We start from the raw sequence: 18,369 nt of genomic DNA, 5'->3' as shown, positions 1-18,369 counted from the left end.
TCCTGTCGGGACTGACGCGTTCAGCCGCGAAAGCTATCCTTCGCAGCACGGCGCTCAGCTAACACCTCGGCAGATTGCGCGCGCATGAACGGATTGGTCGCAAGCTCCTCGCCGATGGTCGTCGGCACGGTCGGCTCACCCGCTGCGCGCTTCGCATCGACCTCGGCCATCCGCGCCACGATCGCTGCATTGTCCGGCTCGGCGACCAGCGCATAGCGGCCGTTGGACTGGGTATATTCGTGCGCGCAGTAGACGCGCGTCTCGGGCGCCAGCCGTGCCAGCCGGGCCATGTTGCCGAACATCTGCGCTGCCGTCCCCTCGAACAGCCGCCCGCATCCCATCGCGAACAGCGTATCGCCGACGAACACCGCGCCATCCTGCGCGAAATGATAGGCGATATGCCCCGCGGTATGCGCAGGCACCTCCATCACGCTGGCCTCATGCGAACCCAGCCGCACCACATCGCCCTCGCCCACCAGCCGGTCGGCAGTCGGGATGCGCTCGGCTTCGCCCGCGGGCGCGATCACTTCACACCCGGTCGCTGCCTTGATCTCTGCATTGCCGCCGGTGTGATCGGGATGCCAGTGGGTGTTCCAGATCGCGCCGATCTTCCACCCGCGCCTGTCCGCCTCGGCCAGCACGGGTGCTGCCTGCGCCGGATCGACCACCATCGTGTCGCCGCTTTCGAGTTCGTGCACCAGCCACACATAATTGTCGCTGAGCGCCGGGATGCGGACGATATCGAGCTTGCTCATGGCTTCATCCTAACAGCGCCAGCGCTTCTTCGGCCAGCGTCTCGGCCAGTTCGGTCGCGGGCAGCGCCCGGACGCGGGCAGCACCGGATCCGGCCCAGAGCGGCGAATAATCGCCGCGCCCCTCGGCTTCCGCCTTTCTGCGAAGCGCCACCAGCGCATTCGATGCATGGGGAAAGGCCGGCGCCTTGTCCGAGACCGGCCCTAGGTCGCGCATCAGCCGGTTGCGGATCCCACGCGCCTCACGCCCGGAAAACAGGTTGGTGAAGTCGGCGTCCGCCGCCGCCTCGGTCCCCAGCAGCTTACGATGGGGCCGCGAGATCGTCGCTTCGGGCGTCGCCAGATAGGCCGTCCCGATCTGCACCGCGCTCGCCCCCAGCCGCAACGCCTCGGCAATCCCCGCACCATCGACGATCCCGCCCGCCGCGATCATCGGTACATCCACGCGGATCGTCCGCAACAACTCGGCCAGCGGCATGGGCCGGTGCCCATCGAGGAACCAGCCAGCATGCCCACCCGCCTCGGCACCCTGGGCAATGATCGCATCGCAGCCACGTTCGGCCAGCCACCCGGCTTCTGCAGCGGTCGTAGCATTGCCGACGATCAGCGCCCCGCTCTTGCGAACCCGGTCGAGGAGCTTTTCCTCCGGCAAGCCGAAGTGAAAGCTGACGATCTCGGGCCTGGAAGCCTCCACCGCCTCGCACATCGCCGCATCGAACGGCAGTCGCAGCGGCGCCGCGGCACCCGGCTCCACACCTTCCTCGGCAAAATAGGGCGCCAGCGCCGCCAGCCACGCGGACTCGTCCGGCGCCTCGGGCAGCGTATGACAGAAGAAATTGAGGTTCAGCGGCTCCTCATCGGTCTCCGCCCGCACCTCGGCCGACTGCAGGATCACCTGCATCGGCGTCAGCATCGCACAAGGCAGCGATCCCACCGCTCCAGCACGCATCGCCGCCACCGCCAGATCGACGCCGCCCGCCCCCGCCATCGGAGCCTGCACGATCGGCAGGTCGGCACCGGTCAGGTCGAGGAAGCGCGTATCCGGCCAGTCGATCACCGGCGCGTTACCACACGCCCGTATTCGGCATCGAAGCCCAGGGTTCCTGCGGCGGCAGATGGCCGTCCTGCAGCAGCTCGACCGAGATATTGTCGGGGCTGCGCACGAACGCCATGTGCCCGTCGCGCGGCGGCCGGTTGATCGTCACGCCTGCGTCCATCAGGCGCTGGCACGTCTCGTAGATATCGTCGACCCGATAGGCGAGATGCCCGAAATTGCGCCCGCCGCCATATTCCTCGCCCGGGCTGCCATCCGCGGGCGGCCAGTTATGGGTCAGCTCGACCTGAGCCTCCTCGTCGCCCGGCGCCGCGAGGAAGATCAGCGTGAACCGCCCCTGCTCGCTGTCGAAGCGCTTGATCTCGTTCAGCCCGATCAGCTCGAAGAAGCGGATGGTCGCATCGGGATCGGTGACGCGGATCATGGTGTGGAGATATTTGGTCATGGAGCGGGAGATAGGATGCTCCCACTCCAAACTCCAGTCCCGCACCCGCTTCTATTCCATTGCAGGCGACCGTCGAATCATCGAGCATGCAGTGCATGAAACCGCTCCTGCTGCTCGCATTGCTGGCCGCCTCCTGCACCCCCACCAACAAGGGGCGCTCCTACCTCGTTTCCATCGTCGATATTCCGCTGAAACCCGGGGAAAGCATGGAGAGCTTCGCGATAGCGACATGGGGCGTCCAGTTCGGAGCCGTCTGCGCGATACCGGGCGGCTGGCGAATCAAGGCCGGCAACAGCGCAACGCCCGATGGCGACCTGCAAGGCGAAGGCTCGCACGGTGCAACATGGTTTAGCGAGCGAAGCCCCGCCGAACTGCGCAACTTCGCTCTGGTCACCCTTCACGGTGAGGTGCAGCGGGAAGATGTTGCGTTTGGCCCCGACGCGACGTTCAAGGGACATGCGCTGATCTCCACCGAAGAGGGCGAACGCAAGGCGGCGCTGGATTACAGGAACGTACGCCTGACTCCCGCGCGCCGATGCCCCTGACCGCGTGACCGCACGCGGTGCGGCGCTTCCGCGACCTTACCGCTCCGCCCCGAACTGCTCCAGCGCGCCGCGTGCCGCATTCGCCTGTGGGCTGCCCGGCGCCAGTTCCAGCACGCGTGCCCATGCCGCCCGCGCAGTCGGTTCGTCGCCGCGCAACGCGGCGATATTGCCGGCCTCGAGCTGAACCGAGGCGTCGTCGGGCGAGCGCCGCAGCGCTTCGTCGATATCCTTCTTCGCGCGCGGCAGGTCGCCCATCCGCCGGGCCAGCGTGGCCGACAGCAGCCAGCTCAGCGGATCCTCGGCCGCATGGATCAGCGCCCTGTCCAGATCGGACCGTGCGCCTTCATTGTCGCCGGTCGCCACGCGCGCGCGTGCCCGGTCGAGATGCGCTTCGCCCAGCGGCAGTCCGGCCAGATTTCCCGAAACCAGCGCTGCATCCAGCGCCGATCGCGCATGCCCGGGATCACCCGCCGCCAGCCAGGCATTGCCGGCCTGTGCCCAGTAATCGCCCGCTTTGGGAGATTTCTCGACCTCGGCCTCGCGCGCCGCTTCCTCGAATGCGCCTGCAGCCGAGGGCCAGCGCTCCTGATTGGCATAGGCCACGCCCAGACACTGCCGCGCGCGATGCCCGCCGCCTTCGCTGCGCCACTTGATCGCTTCCGCCTCACCCGCACGCGGATCGCCGGTCGCCAGATCGAGGCAACGCTCGAACCGCGCCGCGACTGGATCCTGCGCGGGCGGCGGTGGCGCGTCTTGACCCCGCGCCGGGACCGGCGCGCCTTGAATGGCCGCCATCAGGAGGAGGGCTGCAAGCATGAAATCACGTCCTCGACACCGCGGATGATCAGCGCGATGTCCTTATCGCGCGAGAGGCGGTGATCGCCGTCCTTGACCAGCCAGGTCTGCACCTCGGCTGAATGGAACAGGGTGGAAAGCTGGGTCGCGCGCTGCCACGGCACGTCCTTGTCCAACTGTCCCTGGATCAGCCGCACCGGGCCATCGAACCCGATCGGTCCGATCATCATCCGGTTCGCTTCGCCCGATGCCCAGAAGATGCGCGTGGTCACGGTCGGCTGGTCCGAATAGGCCGAGGGGACTTCGATCCGGCCATGCTGGAGCAGGGTCATCTTCTGCTCGGTCGAAAAGCCCCAGTCGGTGAAGTCCGGTGCCGCCGCAATGCCGACCAGCCCCGCGATCAGGTCCGGCCGTGCCTTGGCCGCCATCAGCATCACCCATCCGCCCATCGACGATCCGACCAGCACCACCGGCCCCTCGGTCAGATTGTCGATCAGGTGCAATGCGTCGTCGCGCCAGTTGACGATGGTCTGGTCCTCGAACGCGCCTTCGCTGGCGCCGCATCCGGCATAGTCGAAGCGCAGATAGGCGCGCCCCGCTCGCTTCGCCCATTGCTCCAGCGCGACGGCCTTGGTCCCGGTCATGTCGGACGCATAGCCGGGCAGGAACACCACCGCCGGCCCCTTGCCCGGCGTGAAGTGATAGGCCAGCCGCGGCCCTTCCGGGGCCTCGGCGGGAACTTCGGGAGTTTCGGATTCGCTCATCGGCAAGGGCTTAGCGGGGACATCCGCCCCAATCTACAGCCTCAAATCCCCTTGAACGTGTCGCACTGCCCCGGATCGCCGCTCTCCAGCCCGCGCCGCAGCCATTCCATCCGCTGTGCCGAAGTGCCGTGGGTGAAGGTCTCCGGATGCACGCCGCCGCGCGACTGCTTTTGCAGCGTATCGTCGCCGATCGCGTTGGCCGCGGTCATGCCTTCCTCGATATCGCCCGCCTGAAGCCGGTCGCGGTTGCGCGCCGCCCAGACGCCCGCAAAGCAATCGGCCTGCAGCTCGAGCCGTACCGACAGCGCATTGCCATCGGCCTCGCTCGACTGGGCCTGCATCCGCCGTACCTGTTCGGACGTGCCCAGCAGGGTCTGGATGTGATGGCCGATCTCATGCGCGATCACATAGGCTTGGGCGAAATCGCCCTTGGCGCCGAAACGCTGCGAGAGTTCGTCGAAAAAGGCGGTGTCCAGATACACGCCGTTGTCGCTGGGGCAGTAGAAGGGGCCCACCGCCGACGAAGCCGCGCCGCAGCCCGATTGCACGTTGCCGGTGAAGAAGTTGATCGTCGCGGGCTGGTATCGCTTGCCCGCCTGCTGGAACAGCGCGTCCCAGGTGGTCTCGGTGCTGGTCATCACCTGACAGGCAAAGCGCCGCTCGGTCGTGCTGCACGCGCCCGATCCGCTGGTGCCCGCCGTCTGCGAACCGGGCTGGCCGCCGCCGGTCAGATTGCCCAGCCCGCCGCTGAACATCACGAAGGCGATGATCCCGATGATCACGATCGTGCCGATCCCGCCACCGCGGCCCAGCAGCAGCGGCAGCAGCCCGAGCAGCCCGAAGCCGCCACCACCACCGCCGCCGCTTCCCAGATCGCGGGCATGTTCGGTGGGATCGAGATCGTCGAGCCGCATGGCATCCTCGTTTCGTTGGTCCAGCGTCACAATGCCCCAGCGTGCCGGACGTTGCACCTTCAAAATCCCCGTTGCAGGAACCCGCTATCGGATTTCGCTTCGCTTCCGATCAGGGGGTATAATGTCGGACATAGATCGTAATGGCGTCGGCCGGCCTGAATGGCTGTTGGCGGTCGTCGCTTCCATCTTTGGTTTTGGCGCCGGCATCGCGGCCGACCGCTTTATTACGGGCGCCTCGGGAGATCCGCTGGCTTTCGCAGGCGCGCTATGCGGCGCGGCGGCCGCAGTGATCGGGGCCGAGATCGTGGGAACGCGCCACCGCCGAAAGGAGCGGACGGACGCCAGATCCTATCAGGTGCAGCTTCTGAAGCGCATGTCCGGCAGCATCGCAACGATCACGGCGGACTATTCACCCCATCGGCCGGACCCTGCCGAGTTCAAACACCGGGTCAGGGATATCGCCCGGGCAATCGGCGAACTGAAGCTCGATGCCACACTGGTCAGCTCGCCGGACGTGCAGCGAAGCGCCGGTTGGAACGTCGACATCAATCATGTCACGCGCCTCGTCTCGGAGGCAGGCGCGGCCTACAAATTGTTCGACACGGCGGAAATCGAAGGCGGCGATCAAATCGCACTGGCGCATGCCATGGCGGTGGCGATTGCCATTCTGCAACCTGCTCGCCTGAAGATCGAGGATTGCCTCAGATATCTTGAGGGACCCGCTTGGCGAAGAGCGAAGGGATAACGTCCTCGCGCCGGGCGATTTCGCGCAATCTTGATGACAAGAAATTCACTTGCCCCGCCCCGCCCCGCTCGCCACATGCCCGCCATGGCCGATGCAGACTCCCGCCGGCGACGCGCCGCGCTCCCGCTGCCCGAAACTGTGGCGCTGGTGCTGCAGGGCGGCGGCGCGCTGGGCAGCTATCAGGCGGGCGTGATCGAGGCGCTGGGCGAAGCGCAGATCGATGTCGGCTGGGTCGCGGGCATTTCGATCGGCGCGGTCAACGCCGCGATCTTCGCCGGTAACCCGCCCGAGCGGCGCTGCGAACGGCTCAAGGCGTTCTGGGACACCGCCACCTCCGCACTGCCCAGCTTTCCGATCCTCTCGGGCGACGCCGCGCGTGAGATGCTGCACGAATGGTCCGCCTCCAGCGTCGCGGTGACCGGCGTTCCGGGCTTTTTCTCACCCCGTTTCGTGCCGCCGATGTTCGCGCTGCCGGGCACGCCCGACGCGCTCAGCTTCTACGATTCCGCACCGCTCAAGGCGACGCTCGACAGTCTGATCGACTGGGATCTGGTCAATAACGGCCCGGTCCGCCTGTCGGTCGGCGCGGTCGATGTCGAGAGCGGCAATTTCCGCTATTTCGACACCAGTGAAGGTCCGCTCGACGCGCGGCACATCATGGCTTCCGGCGCGCTGCCGCCCGGACTGCCCCCGATCGAGATCGACGGGCGCTGGTATTGGGACGGCGGCATCGTGTCGAACACGCCGCTGATCCACGTCCTCGATCACCAGAATGCGCCGATGCTGGTGTTTCAGGTCGATCTGTTCGCCGCCGCCGCGGAGATGCCTCGAACCATCCTCGACGTGGTCGCGCGCGAGAAGGAGATCCGCTTCTCCAGCCGCACCCGCGCCATTTCGAACGAACGGATGAAGCTGCGTCAGGAACGTCAGGCGATACGCAAGCTGCTCGCCAAGCTGCCGCCCGAACTGCGCGACGATCCGGATGTCGCAGCCCTTCGGTCTGCCGCCGACGAGCTTCCGGTCAGTCTCGTCCACCTGATCTACCGCGCAAACGCGTGGGAGGGCGGCAGCCGCGACTTCGAATTCTCCGCCCGCTCGATGCGCGAACACTGGCTCGCCGGTCGCGCCGCGGTGAACGAAACCATGGCGAACGCCGAACTCGTCGCCAGCGACATCATCGACGGCAAGACCGCCGCCTTCGACCTCACCCATCGCTAAACCACAGGAGTACCCCATGTTCCTCAAGGGCAAGTCCGCCATCGTCACCGGTTCCACCTCGGGCATCGGCCTCGCCTATGCCAAGGCGCTCGCCGCCGAGGGTGCGGCGGTGATGATCAACGGCTTCGGCGACGCGGACGCGATCGAGAAGGAACGCGCCGGTCTCGAAGCGGTTAGCGGCAAGGCCCTGTACGACGGCGCCGATATGTCGAAGCCCGACCAGATCGCCGCGATGGTCGCCCGCGCCAATGCCGAACTGGGCGGGCCGGACATCGTGATTTCCAATGCAGGCATCCAGCACGTCTCCCCGATCGAGGATTTCCCGATCGAAAAATGGGATGCAATCATCGCGATCAATCTCAGCTCGACCTTTCACCTGATGCGCGCCGCGGTGCCGTTGATGAAGGCAAAGGGCTGGGGCCGGATCATCACCACCGCCAGCGCACACAGCCTGGTCGCCAGCCCCAACAAGTCGGCCTATGTTGCTGCCAAGCATGGCATCGCCGGCCTGACCAAGACCGCCGCGCTGGAAACCGCAACCGCGGGCATCACCGTCAACTGCATCTCGCCCGGCTATGTCTGGACCCCGCTGGTCGAGAACCAGATCCCGGATACGATGAAGGCCCGCAACATGACGCGCGAGCAGGTGATGAACGACGTCCTCCTCGCCGCCCAGCCGACCAAGCAGTTCGTCCAGCCCGATCAGCTCGCCGCGCTGGCGCTGTTCCTGTGCCGCGACGAAGCCGCTGCGATCACCGGTGCCAACTATTCGATGGACGGAGGCTGGACCGCGGCCTGATACCCGGCCACAACGGACGGGTGGGGTAGATGCGAGGAAAAATGCGTTTCAAGTCCGTCGCGATTGTCCTGCCCGTCCTCCTGCTCACCGGTTGCAGCGTCTATCGCGAGGCGACCAGCCCCACCGCGATCGCCACCGCCGACTGGCGCCAGGCCGCCACCGATGCGGACCGTCAGCGGCTGCGCGGCTGGCGCAAGGCGTGGTACGAGGCGCTGCCCAAGGCCCGCGTCGGCGATCCGCAGGCGCTGGCCGCGGACGAAATCCTGTTCGATCCCGATCGCGCCTTGCCCGACGCGGCGCCGCCCGCGGGCAATTACCGCTGCCGCACCTACAAGCTGGGCGCACAGGGCACCGGCATGCGCGATTTCACCGCCTATCCCTGGTTCGAATGCCGCATCGCCGACGAAGGCAGCCTGCGCAGCTTCCACAAGCTGACGGGATCGCAACGCCCCACCGGCCTGCTCTTCACCGACGCGCGCGCGCGCAATATCTTCCTCGGCACGCTGGTGCTCGGCGACGAGACCTCGCCGCTGCGCTACGGCACCGACGCGACCCGCGATATGGCCGGCTATCTTGAGCGCATCGGCGAGAAACGCTGGCGGCTGGTCTTCCCCTATCCGCGCTTCGAATCGTTGCTCGACGTGGTGGAACTGGTTCCGGCTTCCTGAAGCCCGAACTCGCGGACGATGTACGCGTAGAGATCGGGCTGCTTGCGCTTCACGTTCGCGCGCTCGAACGGCGGCCGGCTTGCCCTGCCGTACAGCACGACGCTGGCATTCATCGCGAAGAATTCGAACGCGTTGCTCAGCACATAGGCACGCGGCGGATAGAGCCGCGCCGCCTTCGCTGCCTCGTAGAAGCGGCGGACATCGGGGTTTCGGATCCCCTCGGCCATCCGCACCAGCTGCCAGCGATGGATCAGTTCGTGCAGCAGCACCGGATCGCCCGGCGGCATTGCGCGCCGCTGGAAGAATATCCCGCGCGGCCCGGCACGGGTCCGCGTGCCCTCCGCGCGATCCACGGTGATGACCTGCGAGCGGAAGAACGCCATCGCCTCGGCCGATACCGGCAGCGCCTCGACCAGCGCGATCTGGGCCTCAAGCGACGCCTTCACCGCGGGCGTTTCCTCGCCGCCCTGCCAGTCGATCACGAAGCCCTCGCGGCCCATCGCGAGCCCCGGCACGGCGATCAGCGCCAGCCCCGTACCCAGCACGGCACGCCGGTTCATCCGCATCGCGTTTGACATCGCCCGATCCTCCGCGCGACACTCGCGCAACTTCATTTCCGGGGAGACCCTATGCTTCGCCACCTCCTGCTCGCAAGCGCGCTCGTCCTCACGCCCCCCGCAGGCGCCGATCCGGTCCGCGACGCGACGCAGAAGGCCATGCCGCAGCTCATGGACTTCTACCGCGATTTCCACGCGAACCCGGAACTCAGCCTGCACGAGACGCGCAGCGCCGGCATCCTCGCCGCCGAAGCACGCAAGCTGGGCTTCGAGGTGACCGAGAAGGTCGGCGGCACCGGCGTGGTCGCGGTCCTGAAGAACGGCCCCGGCCCGGTCGTGATGATCCGCGCCGACATGGACGGGCTGCCGGTGATCGAACAGACAGGCCTGCCCTTCGCCTCGAAGGTCCGCGCGACCACCGAAGGCGGCGTCGAGACCGGCGTGATGCATGCCTGCGGCCATGACACGCACATGGCATCTTGGATCGGCACGATGCGCAATCTGGTCGCGATGAAGGCGAAATGGTCCGGCACGCTCATCATGCTCGCCCAGCCTGCCGAGGAGCGCGGCATGGGCGCGCGGATGATGCTGGAGGACGGCCTCTACACCCGCTTCCCCAAGCCGCAATTCGCGCTGGCCTTCCATGACAGTGCCAGCCTTCCCGCCGGCACGATCGGCGTTACCTCGGGCTATGCGCTGGCGAACGTGGATTCGGTCGACATTCTGGTGAAGGGCGTCGGCGGCCATGGCGCCTATCCGCACACCACGCGCGATCCGATCGTGCTCGGCTCGCGCATCGTCATGGCGCTCCAGACCCTCGTCAGCCGCGAAATCGATCCGCAATCGCCCGCGGTGGTCACCGTCGGCAGCTTCCATGGCGGCGCCAAGCACAACATCATCTCGGATCAGGCGCTGCTCCAGCTCACCGTTCGCAGCTACACGCCCGAAGTGCGCCAGCAGCTTCTCGAAGGCATCAAGCGCATCGCCCGCGGCGAAGCCATCGCGGCGGGGATTCCCGACGATCGCATGCCCGTGATCACCATCCAGAACGAGTTCACGCCTTCGACCTTCAACACCGAACCGCTCACCGGCCGCATGTTCGCGCTATGGACCCCGCGCTTCGGCGAAGCCCGCGTGCTCAAGACGCCCGCGGTGATGGGGGGCGAGGATTTCAGCCGCTACTGGCTGGCCGACAAGTCGATCCAGAGCCTGATCTTCTGGGTCGGCGGCGTGCCCAAGGCACAGTGGGATGCATCCCAGGCGCCCGGCGGTCCGCCGCTCCCCTCGCTCCACAGCCCCTTCTGGGCACCCGACGCCGAAGCCGTGGTCTCCACCGCCACCGAAGCGATGACCGCCGCGGCACTGGACCTGCTCAAGAAGAAATAACTGAACTGGATTCCCTCCCGTGAAACGGAGGGAAGCGTCAGGCGTACCCACACCATGATCCAGATCCTCGCCACCCTCTGGCACCGCCTCCGCGCCGATTTCGCGCTGCTGCTCGCCTTTCTCGGGCTGGCCGGCCTGTCTTTCGTCTTCCTCAAGCTCGCGTCGGAGATGCTCGAGGGCGAGACGATGGCGCTCGACCGGATCATCATCCGCGGCCTGCGCACGGCCGCGGACCCGGCTATCCCGATCGGGCCCGGCTGGTTCGAGACGATGATGCTCGATCTCACTGCGATCGGGGGCGTTTGGGGCCTCACCGCGATCACCGTCTTCGTCGCCGGATTCCTGATCGTCGCGCGCAAATATGCCACCGCGATGTTCGTCGCCGGATCGGTCATCGGCGGCGCGGCGCTCGGCACCCTGCTCAAGTCGGTGTTCGAGCGCGCCCGGCCGGACGTGGTCCCGCATCTGGTCGAAGTCTATGACGCCAGTTTCCCCAGCGGCCATGCGATGAACAGCGCGGTGGTGTTCCTCACCCTCGGCGCGCTGCTGGCCAGCACGCAGAAGAGCCGCCGCGTCCGCATCTATCTGATCTGCGTCGCGGTCGCGCTCACGCTCGGAGTGGGGTTCTCGCGCGTCTATCTCGGCGTGCACTGGCCCAGCGACGTGATCGCCGGTTGGTGCGTCGGCGCGGCATGGGCGATCCTGTGCTGGATCGCCGCACGCCTGCTTCAGCGGACGCACCGGATCGAGCAACCCGGCGAAGTCGCCGCGGACGACAACGATATGGAAGGGCAGCCCTGACTGCCCCTCCCGGTCAGGCGGTCGCCAGCGCTTCGTAATTCGCGGTAGTCTTCGCCGCGACTTCCTCGGCGGTCACGCCCGGCGCGATCTCGATCAGGCGGAAGGGCGAGTTGTGATCGGGCCGCTGGAACACCGCCAGATCGGTGATGATCATGTCGACCACATTCTTGCCGGTCAGCGGCAGGGTGCAACTCGGGATGAACTTGGGATCGCCGTTCTTGCTGGTGTGCTCCATCACCACGATGATCTTCTTCACGCCCGCGACCAGATCCATCGCGCCGCCCATGCCCTTGATCATCTTGCCGGGGATCATCCAGTTGGCGATGTCGCCGGTCTCGCTGATCTCCATCGCGCCCAGCACGGTCAAATCGATATGCCCGCCGCGGATCATGGCGAAGCTCTGCTCCGATCCGAAATAGGCGGATTGCGGCAGCTCGCTGATCGTCTGCTTGCCGGCATTGATCAGGTCGGGATCGACTTCGTCGTCATAGGGAAACGGCCCGATGCCCAGCATCCCATTCTCGGACTGCAGCGTCACTTCGACGCCCTCCGGGATATGGTTCGCCACCAGCGTGGGGATGCCGATGCCCAGATTCACATAGAAACCGTCCTGCAGTTCGCGGGCAGCGCGGGCAGCCATTTCGTCGCGGGTCCACGGCATCAGTTCAGTCCTTCCTTGCCGGCAGGCGCGGCGTTGCTGGCGGGTGCGGCCGCGGGGGCCGGTTCGGGAGTGGCGGCAGGCGCAGGCGCCTCGCCGGGATCGGTCCAGCGCTTGTCCGCCGGGAAGATATCGTCGACGCCGCCGTGCAGCCCGGTGCCATAGACCGGGTTCGGCAGCAGGAACCAGCCCGATCCCCACATGGCGGAGATCAGCGTCTGGCTCGCCATGTTACGGCGGATCGGCACCGGCACGCCACCGGGATTGAACAGGTCGGTAAAGTCGCCAAGCTGGTCGCCGACCTGCGCGATAACGCAATATTTCGCCGCGATTTCCCAGCGGCGCCCATCCTTGCCGCTGCGCCCCGGCCCCTCGCCGCGCAGCCACAGCGTCTCGCCCAGCTTCGCGCTGCCCAGCCCGGCGGCTTCCAGCGCGGCAATGGTGTGCGCGGCGTTCGCCTCGGAACGGTTTGTGTTGAACACGATCGTCACGCCCGCGCGACGCATGCCCTCCAGCGTCTCGACCGCACCCGGCACCGGCGCGACCTTCTCGGCGCCGGTCTGCTCCCAGCGGCGCCAGCGCGCATCGTCATAGCCGGTCCCGCGCATCGCATCGTCGGCCTCGAAGCCGAGATTGAGCATCACCGTCTCGTCGACATCGAAGATCACCGCGAGCGGCTTCTTGCCGCACGCAACGAACTTGGGAACCTCGAGCGACCCTTCGGGTGACAACACCACGCCGCGAATGTCGAGACCCGCCTTGCGATCGGCCACCCGGTCCGAGACATAGCGCCACAGCGCCTGATAGGCTTGGATGCTGATCGCAGCGCCTTCGCCCGAGCCGTAGAGATACTGCATCCCCGCGGGCGGCTTGCCCGGCTGGGGCTGACCGGGCACTGGCGCGACACCGCCCGGCCCCGGCATCGGTCCGTTGACCACGCCGACGATGCGGAACGGTTCGACTTTCGAATTGGGTTCACCGGCCGCTGCGGGCGTCGGCGACGGCGCAGGCGCGGCACGTTCCTGCTCACGCTCGTCGCTGCCGCTCACCTGCTTGCGGACCATCACGCCGCCCGCGGCCAGCGGAATCGCCGCCACCGCCGCGATGCACCCCGAAAGGGTCGTCGCGGAGGCCAGCGCCACGCCGATCGCGGCGAAGCGGCGCATCATGCCGTCTCGCGCTGCCGGGTCATGCGGAACTCGATCTTCTTGTCGTACGGGCTGCCGATGATCATCCGCTTCACATAGATGCCCGGCAGGTGGATCGTGTCGGGATCCAGGCTGCCGACCGGCACCACTTCCTCGACCTCGGCGACGCAGATGCGGCCTGCGGTCGCCATCGGCTGGTTGAAGTTGCGCGCGGTCTTGCGGAAGATCAGGTTGCCGCTCTCATCGGCCTTCCAGCCCTTGATGATCGACAGGTCGCTGCGGATGCCGCGCTCGAGGATGAACTCCTCGCCGTCGAAGACCTTCACTTCCTTGCCCTCGGCCACCTGCGTGCCGACGCCGGTCTTGGTGTAGAAGCCCGGAATGCCCGCCCCGCCCGCGCGGCAGCGCTCGGCCAGCGTGCCCTGGGGGCAGAATTCCACTTCGAGCTCGCCCGCCAGATACTGCCGCTCGAACTCCTTGTTCTCGCCGACATAGGAGGAGATCATCTTCTTGACCTGCCTGCTCCGGAGGAGCTTCCCCAGGCCCTCGCCATCGATGCCGGCATTGTTGCTGGCGATGGTCAGGTCCTTCGTACCCGCAGCCTGGATCGCATCGATCAGCCGCTCGGGAATGCCGCACAGGCCGAACCCGCCTGCACAGATGGTCATGCCGTCGAACAGCACTCCTTCCAGCGCTGCTTCTGCGTTGGGATAGAGCTTCTTCATGGCACGACTCTCCGCTGGAACCGGCGCTCGCGATAGTCGCGCCGCGCGGCGGCGGTCAACCTGAATAGCGATTCAACTTTGCTATCCCGCATGCCGATCCTCTCCTTATCCGTCATCCAAGCATGATGCTGCTGGCAGGCACCGTGCCGCCGACACTGGCCTCGCTCACCCGGGCGCCGGCTGCCCGCAGCGCTTCCGGCCGTTCATGGCTGCGCGCGCCGACGATTGCCTGTTCGTATCGAATGCTTCGCGCAAAGGCCGGCACCGCTTCGACCCGCGCGATCCACGCCGCGGTCTTCGGCCAGCGCGCCGCATCGATCGTCCAGCCTGCCAGCAGTGCGTTGCGGAAGAATGCCGCATAGGTGATGTCCGCGATGCACAGATGCCCGAACAGGAAATCCTGCGCCGGCGCCCGTTCCTCGATCCAGTCCAGCGCATCGGGCAGATCGACATCGGTCACCTTCGCGATGGCCGCCTCGTCGGGCACCGTCTTGAACACGCGCGGACCGACGATCCGGGCATAGAAGAGCCGCCAGATCATCAGGTCGCCCAGCCGGCTGTCAGCATATTCCTCCATCCACCGCGCGCGTGCCCGGTCCGCGGGCGAACGCGGCATCAGCGGCGGATCGGGATACATCTCGTCCAGATATTCGCAGATCACGGTCGAATCGTTGAGCACCAGATCGCCATCGATCAGCACCGGGATCCGGCGCAGCGGGCTGATCCGCGTGAACGCATCGGTGCCGTAAAAGGGGACGATCGGATCGATCTCGTGATCCACCCCCTTGATGTCGAGCGCGACCAGCACCTTGCGCGCATAAGGCGACACGTGATTGCCGATGATGAGCATGGGGTTCCCCGCCTTTTTATCCTCTCCGGATACGGGCATAATCCGGCGATGATCGCATGGCGACACTCGCTGACCGCAATCGCGCTTGCGGCTGCCGCACCTGCGGCGGCGCAGGTGCCGTGGAACGGCTGGCCCGGCACGCCGATCCTGCGCGACGCGACCGGCTGCAGCGTGCGGTTCGAGGACGGCGCGATCTCTGTCGATCTGCGGCAGGACCGGGACGGCAATTACGCGCTGCGGGTCAGCAGCGATGGCTGGAACCAAGCCGAGGGCCGCAACTATCCGGTCTGGCTATGGGGCTTCGAGAGCCTTTACGGAGCGCTCCCCCGCGCGAACAAGCTGGTGCTCATCAAGGGGAACGCCACCGGGCTGCGCGATGCCCGCGGGTGGCACGGCTTTTCACTTCCGCTCACGGCCGGGGAGTTGAGCCGCTTTGCCCGATACCAGCGCATGTACGTCCATGACGTCGCATCCGGTCGCGATCTGGCCCCGCCGTTGCAGGCAATGGGCCGGCACGTCACACCGCTGTCCCGCTGCGTCAGCGGACTGACCCGCGCCGATCCTGGCTCGGGCAAGCCCGCCATAATCCGCGCCGCCCCACGCGGCGGCGTCGGGATCAACACATGGTTCACCAACGACGATTACCCCGCCGCCGCGCTGCGCGCCGAGCAGGAGCCGCAGCGGCCTGCGCCTCACCATCTCCGCGCGCGGCATGGTCAGCGATTGCGAGGTGATCGAATCGAGCGGTGCGCTCATTCTGGACACCACTGCCTGCAGTCTTTTCCTGCGCCGCGGCCGCTTCACCGCGGCGCTCGACGCAGACGGCAATGCCACGCAGGACTGGGTTGAGCATGGCGTGATCTGGGAACTGCCCCCGTCGCCCCCGGTCAAATAGGCGGATTGACGCTCCCGCGGGTGCCGGGCGATGATCCTGCCATGACCTGCCTGCGCTTCATCCTGGCCGTGACCTGCTGCGTGGCAGCCCTTCCCGCCGCAGCGCAAGAGATCGAATGGTCACGGTACGGCAGCCCCGACCTGCCGATCGTCTATCGCGACGCGACAGGCTGCCTGCAGAAATACACCAGCTCGCTCGAACCGGGGGTCGATACCGTCATCCGCGAAGACGTGACGGGTCTGGTCACGATGAGCGCCTATGCCGGGAAGTGGCAGTTTCCCGAAAATGCCAGCCACGAGGTTCGGCTGATACCCAGCTTCTACTCCGCCAGTGAAGGGCTCGTGATGCCTGCGCAGGCTCGATCCCTTCGGGACGCCAGAGGCAGGAGCGGCCTGTCCGTCTCGCTGCCCTATGCCCAGCTAAGGGATGCCTATCGCGGCGCGAACATCGCCCTGCATCTGGGGGCGGACGAGAAACCGCTGGTTACCTTCGACGCGCCCGCCAGCGGTTCGCTCCGGCATCGCTGTGCGGTCGAACTGAGCCGCGTCGATCCCGGCTCGGGCAAGCCGGTGGCGACCAAGGCCATAGCGGACATGGATCGGCCAGTGGTCACCAATGACGATTATCCCCCCGCCGCCCTGCGCGCGGAGCAACAGGGGATCACCACCATGTCCTTCACCATTTCGGCGAAGGGCCTGATCAGCAATTGCGCGATCATCGGGACCAGCGGATCTGCGCTGCTCGACAATACGGCGTGCAGCATCCTTTCCGCGCGCGCCCGCTTCAAGCCCGCGCTGGATGCCGACGGCAATCCGACCGAAGAGACCAGAACCCTGCGGTTCGAATGGAGGCTGCCGGGCAACCGTCCGCCCCCGCCGCCGACAAAAGCGCCCGACCCGGTTGGTTGATCGGCAAGTCGCGGCTACACACGCGGCATGACCGAAAAGCGTACCGGGGGACGGATCCTCGTCGACAATCTCGTGGCTCAGGGCTGCGACCGCATCTTCCACGTTCCGGGCGAGAGCTTCCTCGCCGTGCTCGACGCGCTGCACGACGTGCCCGCGATCGACGTGGTGACCTGCCGTCAGGAAGGCGGGGTCGGCTTTATGGCCTGTGCCGACGGCGCGATGACCGGCAAGCCCGGCGTGGCCTTCGTCACCCGCGGCCCCGGCGCGACCAATGCCAGCATCGGCGTGCATGTCGCGATGCAGGATTCGATCCCGATGATCCTGTTCATCGGCGACGTCGACCGCGGCATGCGCGACCGCGAAGGATTCCAGGAAGTCGACTTCCCGGCATTTTTCGGCCCGATCTGCAAATGGGCCACCCGGATCGAGGATGCCGCGCGCATCCCCGAATATGTCGCGCGCGCCTGGAACGTCGCCCAGTCCGGCCGCCCCGGCCCGGTGGTCGTCGCCCTGCCCGAGGACATGCTGTGCGACGTGGTCGAGGCCGTGGACCGCCCCGAGGTGGCGCCTGCGCTGCAAAGCCCCAATCCGTTCGATCTCGACCAGATGTTCGACCTGCTCGATGCTGCCGAACGCCCGATCGCCATTGTCGGCGGCGCGGGCTGGGATGCCGAGACCGGCGAGGACTTCGCGCGCTTCGCCGAGCGGATCGGCCTGCCCGTCGCCGGCGCGTTTCGCCGTCAGGATTCGATCCCGAACAGCTCGCCCGTCTGGGCGGGCAATCTTGGCTATGGCCCCAATCCGAAGCTGGTGCAGCGGATCAAGGATGCCGATCTGCTGCTGGTCGTCGGCGCACGGCTGGGTGAGGCGACCACAGACGGCTACACGCTGATCACGCCGGATCATCCCGGCCAGAAGCTGATCCATGTCCATCCCGACCCGAACGAACTGAACCGCGTCTATCTGGCCGACCTGCCGATCTGCGCGCGCCCGTTCGAGTTCGCCGTGGCTGTCGCGGCGGCAACCGAAGAGGAAGAGGACCTGCCGACCTTTGCCGCTGCGGAAGCGAATGCGGAATGGGTCGAGTGGAACACCCCCAAACCGCGCGACGTGCCGTTCGATCTGGGCCAGTGCGTCGTGGCGATGCGCGAGCGGCTTCCGGCCGATACGATCATCTGCAACGGCGCGGGTAATTTCAGCAGCTGGTGGCACCGCTACTGGCCCTATGCCGCTTACCCATCCCAGCTCGCCCCGACCGCAGGCGCGATGGGCTATGGCGTCCCCGCCGCGGTCGCAGCCGCCCTGCGCTCGCCGGAGCGGATGGTGGTCGCGCTGGCCGGTGACGGCGACTTCATGATGAACGGGCAGGAGATGGCCACTGCCGTCCAGCACGGCGCGAACCTGCTGGTGCTGGTGATCGACAACAGCGCCTATGGCACGATCCGCATGCATCAGGAGCGCGAATATCCGGCGCGTCTGAGCGGCACGACACTGCACAATCCCGACTTCGCCGCGCTGGGCCGCGCCTATGGCGGCTGGGCCGAGACGGTGGAGCGGACCGAGGATTTCGCCCCGGCGCTGGAACGCGCCATGGCACAGACCGGCCTGCGCCTGCTGCACCTCAAGACCGATGTGGAGATCATCACCGCAGCGACCACGATCACCGCGATCCGGAACCGCTAGGACCGGCCGGCATCCACATTAAAACCTCCCCCGGAGGGGGAGGTGGCAGGCGAAGCCTG

Annotated in this window: 21 protein-coding genes; 10 read left to right on the top strand and 11 right to left on the bottom strand. The window is 66.8% G+C overall.

All coding sequences use genetic code 11. The annotated features are described in order from the left end of the window. Positions 1–20: 20 nt before the first annotated feature. The 3 genes from gloB to P1X14_RS05350 are packed head-to-tail and all read right to left on the bottom strand — an operon-like array spanning position 21 to position 2,251. Complete coding sequence (gloB, locus tag P1X14_RS05360) at positions 21–755, bottom strand: hydroxyacylglutathione hydrolase (RefSeq protein ID WP_277314285.1); 735 nt, start codon at positions 753–755, stop codon at positions 21–23. Between the two features lie 4 nt (positions 756–759). After that, on the bottom strand, positions 760–1,809 hold the full coding sequence (locus tag P1X14_RS05355; protein ID WP_277314284.1) for a nitronate monooxygenase family protein: 1,050 nt from the start codon (positions 1,807–1,809) through the stop codon (positions 760–762). A 7-nt stretch (positions 1,810–1,816) separates the two neighbouring features. Beyond that, complete coding sequence (locus P1X14_RS05350; protein ID WP_277314283.1) at positions 1,817–2,251, bottom strand: VOC family protein; 435 nt, start codon at positions 2,249–2,251, stop codon at positions 1,817–1,819. A gap of 95 nt (positions 2,252–2,346) precedes the next feature. On the opposite strand from P1X14_RS05350, the gene P1X14_RS05345 reads away from it, so the two are divergent. Next, positions 2,347–2,796 (top strand): hypothetical protein, encoded by a 450-nt coding sequence (locus P1X14_RS05345; RefSeq protein ID WP_277314282.1) that lies wholly within the window; start codon positions 2,347–2,349, stop codon positions 2,794–2,796. 36 nt (positions 2,797–2,832) lie between these two features. Here the strand turns inward: P1X14_RS05345 and P1X14_RS05340 are convergent, their stop codons facing one another. The 3 genes from P1X14_RS05340 to P1X14_RS05330 are packed head-to-tail and all read right to left on the bottom strand — an operon-like array spanning position 2,833 to position 5,269. Continuing rightward, entirely contained in the window at positions 2,833–3,591 is a 759-nt protein-coding gene (locus P1X14_RS05340) for a tetratricopeptide repeat protein (protein WP_277314281.1), read from the bottom strand. Then, entirely contained in the window at positions 3,591–4,355 is a 765-nt protein-coding gene (locus tag P1X14_RS05335) for an alpha/beta hydrolase (RefSeq protein ID WP_277314280.1), read from the bottom strand. Before P1X14_RS05335 ends, P1X14_RS05340 begins: the two co-directional genes overlap by 1 nt. Positions 4,356–4,396: 41 nt before the next feature. Continuing rightward, positions 4,397–5,269 carry a neutral zinc metallopeptidase gene (locus P1X14_RS05330; protein ID WP_277314317.1) on the bottom strand — a complete coding sequence of 291 codons (873 nt, stop codon included), beginning with the start codon at positions 5,267–5,269 and terminating at the stop codon, positions 4,397–4,399. 121 nt (positions 5,270–5,390) lie between these two features. On the opposite strand from P1X14_RS05330, the gene P1X14_RS05325 reads away from it, so the two are divergent. The 4 genes from P1X14_RS05325 to P1X14_RS05310 all read left to right on the top strand — a co-directional run bounded on the left by P1X14_RS05325 (position 5,391) and on the right by P1X14_RS05310 (position 8,699). Next, the gene (locus tag P1X14_RS05325; protein ID WP_277314279.1) at positions 5,391–6,014 is read left to right on the top strand and encodes a hypothetical protein; all 624 of its coding nucleotides are present in this window, start codon (positions 5,391–5,393) and stop codon (positions 6,012–6,014) included. Between the two features lie 84 nt (positions 6,015–6,098). Then, on the top strand, positions 6,099–7,232 hold the full coding sequence (locus P1X14_RS05320; protein WP_277314278.1) for a patatin-like phospholipase family protein: 1,134 nt from the start codon (positions 6,099–6,101) through the stop codon (positions 7,230–7,232). 16 nt (positions 7,233–7,248) lie between these two features. Next, positions 7,249–8,031, top strand: coding sequence for a 3-hydroxybutyrate dehydrogenase (locus tag P1X14_RS05315; RefSeq protein ID WP_277314277.1), 783 nt, complete (start codon positions 7,249–7,251; stop codon positions 8,029–8,031). Between the two features lie 41 nt (positions 8,032–8,072). Beyond that, entirely contained in the window at positions 8,073–8,699 is a 627-nt protein-coding gene (locus tag P1X14_RS05310) for a DUF4893 domain-containing protein (RefSeq protein WP_277314276.1), read from the top strand. Here P1X14_RS05310 and P1X14_RS05305 read toward each other — a convergent pair. Then, a complete protein-coding gene (locus P1X14_RS05305) occupies positions 8,645–9,277 on the bottom strand; it encodes a hypothetical protein (RefSeq protein ID WP_277314275.1) in 633 nt (210 codons plus the stop codon). The genes P1X14_RS05310 and P1X14_RS05305 overlap by 55 nt on opposite strands. Before the next feature lie 51 nt (positions 9,278–9,328). Between P1X14_RS05305 and P1X14_RS05300 the strand changes: the two genes are divergently transcribed. Then, a complete protein-coding gene (locus P1X14_RS05300; RefSeq protein WP_277314274.1) occupies positions 9,329–10,642 on the top strand; it encodes an amidohydrolase in 1,314 nt (437 codons plus the stop codon). A gap of 54 nt (positions 10,643–10,696) precedes the next feature. Continuing rightward, the gene (locus P1X14_RS05295; RefSeq protein ID WP_277314273.1) at positions 10,697–11,443 is read left to right on the top strand and encodes a phosphatase PAP2 family protein; all 747 of its coding nucleotides are present in this window, start codon (positions 10,697–10,699) and stop codon (positions 11,441–11,443) included. A 13-nt stretch (positions 11,444–11,456) separates the two neighbouring features. Here the strand turns inward: P1X14_RS05295 and P1X14_RS05290 are convergent, their stop codons facing one another. The 4 genes from P1X14_RS05290 to P1X14_RS05275 all read right to left on the bottom strand — a co-directional run bounded on the left by P1X14_RS05290 (position 11,457) and on the right by P1X14_RS05275 (position 14,824). Then, the gene (locus P1X14_RS05290) at positions 11,457–12,104 is read right to left on the bottom strand and encodes a CoA transferase subunit B (protein ID WP_277314272.1); all 648 of its coding nucleotides are present in this window, start codon (positions 12,102–12,104) and stop codon (positions 11,457–11,459) included. Continuing rightward, positions 12,104–13,270 (bottom strand): HAD family acid phosphatase, encoded by a 1,167-nt coding sequence (locus P1X14_RS05285; RefSeq protein WP_277314271.1) that lies wholly within the window; start codon positions 13,268–13,270, stop codon positions 12,104–12,106. The genes P1X14_RS05290 and P1X14_RS05285 overlap by 1 nt, the downstream gene beginning before the upstream one ends. After that, complete coding sequence (locus P1X14_RS05280) at positions 13,267–13,974, bottom strand: CoA transferase subunit A (protein ID WP_277314270.1); 708 nt, start codon at positions 13,972–13,974, stop codon at positions 13,267–13,269. Before P1X14_RS05280 ends, P1X14_RS05285 begins: the two co-directional genes overlap by 4 nt. Positions 13,975–14,086: 112 nt before the next feature. Continuing rightward, a complete protein-coding gene (locus P1X14_RS05275) occupies positions 14,087–14,824 on the bottom strand; it encodes a glutathione S-transferase family protein (protein ID WP_277314269.1) in 738 nt (245 codons plus the stop codon). Here P1X14_RS05275 and P1X14_RS05270 point away from each other — a divergent pair. The 3 genes from P1X14_RS05270 (at position 14,804) to P1X14_RS05260 (ending at position 18,310) form a co-directional block, all read left to right on the top strand. After that, entirely contained in the window at positions 14,804–15,673 is an 870-nt protein-coding gene (locus tag P1X14_RS05270) for a hypothetical protein (RefSeq protein ID WP_277314268.1), read from the top strand. The two genes, P1X14_RS05275 and P1X14_RS05270, sit on opposite strands and share 21 nt — an antisense overlap. Positions 15,674–15,760: 87 nt before the next feature. Continuing rightward, positions 15,761–16,627: an energy transducer TonB gene (locus P1X14_RS05265; RefSeq protein WP_277314267.1), complete on the top strand. Its 867-nt coding sequence runs from the start codon at positions 15,761–15,763 to the stop codon at positions 16,625–16,627. 27 nt (positions 16,628–16,654) lie between these two features. Further along, on the top strand, positions 16,655–18,310 hold the full coding sequence (locus P1X14_RS05260; RefSeq protein ID WP_277314266.1) for a thiamine pyrophosphate-binding protein: 1,656 nt from the start codon (positions 16,655–16,657) through the stop codon (positions 18,308–18,310). Positions 18,311–18,369: the final 59 nt, after the last annotated feature.

Source organism: Sphingomonas sp. AOB5 (genome assembly GCF_029433115.1).
Lineage (GTDB): Bacteria > Pseudomonadota > Alphaproteobacteria > Sphingomonadales > Sphingomonadaceae > Sphingomonas.
Note: the sequence above shows the minus strand (reverse complement) of the source record. Positions and strands in the feature narration are given on the sequence as shown.

What these genes read in the sequence shown, in the direction of transcription:
- gloB (WP_277314285.1), bottom strand. Translation starts at nt 755, where the DNA reads ATGAGCAAGCTCGATATCGTCCGCATCCCGGCGCTCAGCGACAATTAT.
- P1X14_RS05350 (WP_277314283.1), bottom strand. Translation starts at nt 2,251, where the DNA reads ATGACCAAATATCTCCACACCATGATCCGCGTCACCGATCCCGATGCG.
- P1X14_RS05345 (WP_277314282.1), top strand. Translation starts at nt 2,347, where the DNA reads ATGAAACCGCTCCTGCTGCTCGCATTGCTGGCCGCCTCCTGCACCCCC.
- P1X14_RS05340 (WP_277314281.1), bottom strand. Translation starts at nt 3,591, where the DNA reads ATGGCGGCCATTCAAGGCGCGCCGGTCCCGGCGCGGGGTCAAGACGCG.
- P1X14_RS05335 (WP_277314280.1), bottom strand. Translation starts at nt 4,355, where the DNA reads ATGAGCGAATCCGAAACTCCCGAAGTTCCCGCCGAGGCCCCGGAAGGG.
- P1X14_RS05330 (WP_277314317.1), bottom strand. Translation starts at nt 5,269, where the DNA reads ATGCGGCTCGACGATCTCGATCCCACCGAACATGCCCGCGATCTGGGA.
- P1X14_RS05325 (WP_277314279.1), top strand. Translation starts at nt 5,391, where the DNA reads ATGTCGGACATAGATCGTAATGGCGTCGGCCGGCCTGAATGGCTGTTG.
- P1X14_RS05320 (WP_277314278.1), top strand. Translation starts at nt 6,099, where the DNA reads ATGGCCGATGCAGACTCCCGCCGGCGACGCGCCGCGCTCCCGCTGCCC.
- P1X14_RS05315 (WP_277314277.1), top strand. Translation starts at nt 7,249, where the DNA reads ATGTTCCTCAAGGGCAAGTCCGCCATCGTCACCGGTTCCACCTCGGGC.
- P1X14_RS05310 (WP_277314276.1), top strand. Translation starts at nt 8,073, where the DNA reads ATGCGTTTCAAGTCCGTCGCGATTGTCCTGCCCGTCCTCCTGCTCACC.
- P1X14_RS05305 (WP_277314275.1), bottom strand. Translation starts at nt 9,277, where the DNA reads ATGTCAAACGCGATGCGGATGAACCGGCGTGCCGTGCTGGGTACGGGG.
- P1X14_RS05300 (WP_277314274.1), top strand. Translation starts at nt 9,329, where the DNA reads ATGCTTCGCCACCTCCTGCTCGCAAGCGCGCTCGTCCTCACGCCCCCC.
- P1X14_RS05295 (WP_277314273.1), top strand. Translation starts at nt 10,697, where the DNA reads ATGATCCAGATCCTCGCCACCCTCTGGCACCGCCTCCGCGCCGATTTC.
- P1X14_RS05290 (WP_277314272.1), bottom strand. Translation starts at nt 12,104, where the DNA reads ATGCCGTGGACCCGCGACGAAATGGCTGCCCGCGCTGCCCGCGAACTG.
- P1X14_RS05285 (WP_277314271.1), bottom strand. Translation starts at nt 13,270, where the DNA reads ATGATGCGCCGCTTCGCCGCGATCGGCGTGGCGCTGGCCTCCGCGACG.
- P1X14_RS05280 (WP_277314270.1), bottom strand. Translation starts at nt 13,974, where the DNA reads ATGAAGAAGCTCTATCCCAACGCAGAAGCAGCGCTGGAAGGAGTGCTG.
- P1X14_RS05275 (WP_277314269.1), bottom strand. Translation starts at nt 14,824, where the DNA reads ATGCTCATCATCGGCAATCACGTGTCGCCTTATGCGCGCAAGGTGCTG.
- P1X14_RS05265 (WP_277314267.1), top strand. Translation starts at nt 15,761, where the DNA reads ATGACCTGCCTGCGCTTCATCCTGGCCGTGACCTGCTGCGTGGCAGCC.
- P1X14_RS05260 (WP_277314266.1), top strand. Translation starts at nt 16,655, where the DNA reads ATGACCGAAAAGCGTACCGGGGGACGGATCCTCGTCGACAATCTCGTG.